This window comes from Bacteroidales bacterium (assembly GCA_018334875.1).
Taxonomy (GTDB): Bacteria; Bacteroidota; Bacteroidia; order Bacteroidales; family UBA12077; genus JAGXLC01.
On the sequence record JAGXLC010000426.1, the window covers coordinates 1 to 3,493 of the forward strand.

3 protein-coding genes are annotated in these 3,493 nt (G+C 44.3%); 1 reads left to right on the forward strand and 2 read right to left on the reverse strand.

Annotation, left to right across the window (positions count from 1 at the left end):
* Positions 1–787 (forward strand): TonB-dependent receptor family protein (locus tag KGY70_19255; GenBank protein MBS3777340.1); only part of this gene is annotated, 787 nt, incomplete at its 5' end.
* A 186-nt stretch (positions 788–973) separates the two neighbouring features.
* On the opposite strand, the gene KGY70_19260 is transcribed toward KGY70_19255, so the two are convergent.
* Both KGY70_19260 and lysS read right to left on the reverse strand, forming a co-directional pair.
* Complete coding sequence (locus KGY70_19260; protein ID MBS3777341.1) at positions 974–2,317, reverse strand: glucose-6-phosphate isomerase; 1,344 nt, start codon at positions 2,315–2,317, stop codon at positions 974–976.
* A 6-nt stretch (positions 2,318–2,323) separates the two neighbouring features.
* A partial coding sequence (gene lysS / locus KGY70_19265; GenBank protein MBS3777342.1) for a lysine--tRNA ligase occupies positions 2,324–3,493 on the reverse strand: 1,170 nt, incomplete at its 5' end.

Below are 3,493 nucleotides of genomic sequence, written 5' to 3' on the forward strand. Positions count from 1 at the left end.
TTTTGCCAGCTACAGCAGGAGGATAAGAAGGCCCCGGGGTTGGTTCATCGACCCGTTTAAGAGCTATATGGACCGGTATAATGTAAGACAAGGCAATCCTGCCCTGGAGCCGGAATATACCGATTCTTATGAAATGGGTTATAAAACGAACTGGGGTAAGTCTTTTGTCACAGTGGAAGGTTACTACAGACAAACCAACAATGAGATTTCCAGGATACAACAGTCTGGCGAAGACAATATCATGATTCATACGTTCGATAACATCAGCCGCGAGAATTCCCTGGGTGTGGAGCTTTCGGTCAATACCAGCCTGTATAAGTGGTGGAATATTAATGTCAGTGGGAACTTTTACAAATATTCCATTGATGGCGAAGAAGTTGCAGGGGAAAATATATCCCGCAGAAGCAACAACTGGAGTGCCCATTTGAACAATACTTTCAGGCTTCCATCCGGTACAAGAATACAGCTTATGGCCCGGTACAGCAGTCCTTCGGTTACAGCCCAGGGTCAAAGAGAAGGTTTCCTCATGACCAATGCGGCAATCAGACATTCGTTCCTCGAGGACAAACTAACCCTGAATCTAAGCGGAAGAGATTTGCTTCAAAGCATGAACCGGGAGATGACTTCCGCAGGTCCCGGTTTTGAAACTTACCGGTTTATGGAACGGGAAGCTCCTATAATTAATTTCAGTATAAGCTATACAATAAATAATTATGAAAGAGACCGGGGAAGGAATGAAGGAGCTCCGGACGAGGAATTTGAAGGAGGGGAACAGCAGATGTTTTAAAATCAGAGATAAATCAGAGATATTATTGAGTATGGGGGATTGTATAAATCGAGCATGGCGCTGGGTTTTCCCCGTTAGGGGTAGTTTTGGGTTTTTTCAGGGCAAACCGGTAAGTGCGGATGTTTGCCCTGTTTTTTTGATAATCATTGAATATAATCAACCCCCGGTTTGACCGGGGGTTAAAATTTATTGTTTCTTGATCCTGTTCAAAAGCTTTTGGCTTTCGCTTTCATAACCGGATTTTCCGAGCAGCGCAAACATGTTTTTCTTATACGCTTCAACGCCTGGCTGATCAAATGGATTTACCTCCAGGATGTTTCCGCTTATCGCACAGGCTTTTTCAAAAAAGTAGATGATCTGGCCCAGGAAATTTTCCTTGATTTCAGGAATGGTAATCCTTATGTTGGGTACATCACCGTCTGTATGGGCCAGGCGTGTACCGGACTCGGCCATGGTATTCACTTCATGTAGCCGTTTGCCGGCCAGATAGTTGAGATTGTCGGTATCGTCCTCCGATTTGGGAACAGTGAGTTGATGTTTAGGATTTTGAATGGACAGGATGGTTTCAAAAAGAATTCTCCTTCCTTCCTGGATATATTGTCCAATGGAATGCAGGTCTGTTGTGAACTGTGCAATGGCCGGGAAAATTCCCTTGTGGTCTTTCCCTTCACTTTCTCCGTATAGCTGTTTCCACCATTCCATAAAATAAAAAAGCTTTAAATTATATATGCCGAGCAATTCTATGGCTTTTCCGTTTTGGTAGAGTTCATTCCTAACGGCTGCGTAAAGAGAAGAAGGGTTTTCGTTAAAAGATACACTGGAAAGGGTGCGTTTTCTCATTTCCTCGGCTCCTTCTATCAATCCCCTGATATCGTAGCCGGCTATGGCTATGGGTACCAGGCCAACAGGAGTGAGCACGGAATATCTTCCTCCTATGTTGTCCGGAATTACAAAAGTTTGATAACCCTCTTCATTGGCCAGTTTTCGTAAAGCACCCTTTTGGGCATCTGTAATGGCGATGATTCGTCTGCTGGTCTCGTCCTTACCTACTTTATTTTCCAGGTGATTTTTGAGTATTCTGAATGCTATTCCAGGTTCAGTGGTGGTACCCGATTTGGATATTACAACAATACCATAGTTCCGTTCTTCCAGGTGCTCTCTCAGTTCATAATGATAATCCTCGTCAATATTATAGCCTGCGAAGATGATCTCCGGCTTGTTTTCTCCGGAATGGAAAAAGGGGGAGAGGGCATCAATAACTGCTTTGGCTCCGAGATAAGAACCCCCTATTCCTGTAACTACTACGGTATCAAGATTATTAGAAAGCGACCTGGCTGCCTGGTTAATTTCCTGAATTGTGCTTTCTTCTACCTTGGAAGGGAGGTTCAACCAGCCAAGAAAACTTGAAGGGTCATCGCTGTTTTCTTCAAGATGGTGTATAATATCTCTCGTTTGCTTATCGTACTTTTCAAGCTTTTTGGAATCTATAAACTCCAGCGCATGATCTAAATGTATACTTAATTGATTCATAGCAGCTTATTTTTCTTGGTTGTTATCCTGGATTTTCTTTTTGGGACGCATCTGCGGGAAAAATAATACATCCTGTATAGAGGGGGCGTTGGTCATGATCATGGTAAGCCGGTCGATGCCGATGCCCAGTCCTGATGTCGGAGGCATACCAAATTCTATGGCATTCAGGAAATCTTCGTCCATCATCATGGCTTCCTCATCGCCACGCTGGCCGAGCTTTAGTTGCTCTTCGAAGCGCTGACGCTGATCAATGGGATCATTCAGCTCAGAATAGGCGTTGGCTATCTCTTTACCATTCACAATGGCTTCGAATCGCTCCACAAGGCCTTCTCTGGAACGGTGTTTCTTGGCCAGGGGTGACATTTCTATGGGGTAATCCGTGATAAAAGTAGGCTGTATCAGTTGGGACTCACATTTTTCCCCGAATATTTCATCGATCAGCTTTCCTTTTCCCATGCTCTTGTCCACCTCAACCCCAAGCTCGTTGGCCGTTTGAAACAGCTCTTCTTCATTCATTTCTGAGATGTCAATTCCCGTATATTTCTCAATGGCTTCAAACATAGTATATCGGGCCCAGGGACGTTTGAATTCCACTATGTTGTCACCCACCTGGATTCGGGTGGTACCGTGAAGATCGAAAGTAATTTTTTCAATCATCTCTTCCACGGTTTCCATCATCCAGTTGTAGTCTTTATACGCCACATAGAGCTCCATTTGTGTAAATTCGGGATTGTGGTACCGATCCATTCCTTCGTTGCGGAAGTCTTTGGCGAATTCATATACCCCATCAAATCCTCCGACAATAAGCCTTTTGAGATAAAGTTCGTTGGCAATACGAAGATAAAGAACCTGATCAAGTTTGTTGTGATAGGTTTTAAAAGGACGGGCGGCTGCGCCTCCATAAACCGGTTGTAAAATGGGGGTCTCCACTTCAAGGTATCCCTGCTCATTCAGGTATGACCTCATGGAGTTGATCAGTTGAGTTTTTTTGACAAAATTGTCTTTGGTACGCTGGTTGACGATCAGATCCAGGTATCGTTGGCGGTACCTTTGCTCGGGATCAGTGAAAGCGTCATAAACCTGGCCGTCTTTCTCCTTTACAATGGGCAAGGGTTTCAGGGATTTGCTCAGTACCTTGAATTCCGATACGTTAATGGTGGTTTCCCCGACCTTTGT

Bases quoted from the DNA above. Each gene is read 5' to 3' on its own strand.
- KGY70_19260 (MBS3777341.1), bottom strand. From the start codon at position 2,317: ATGAATCAATTAAGTATACATTTAGATCATGCGCTGGAGTTTATAGAT.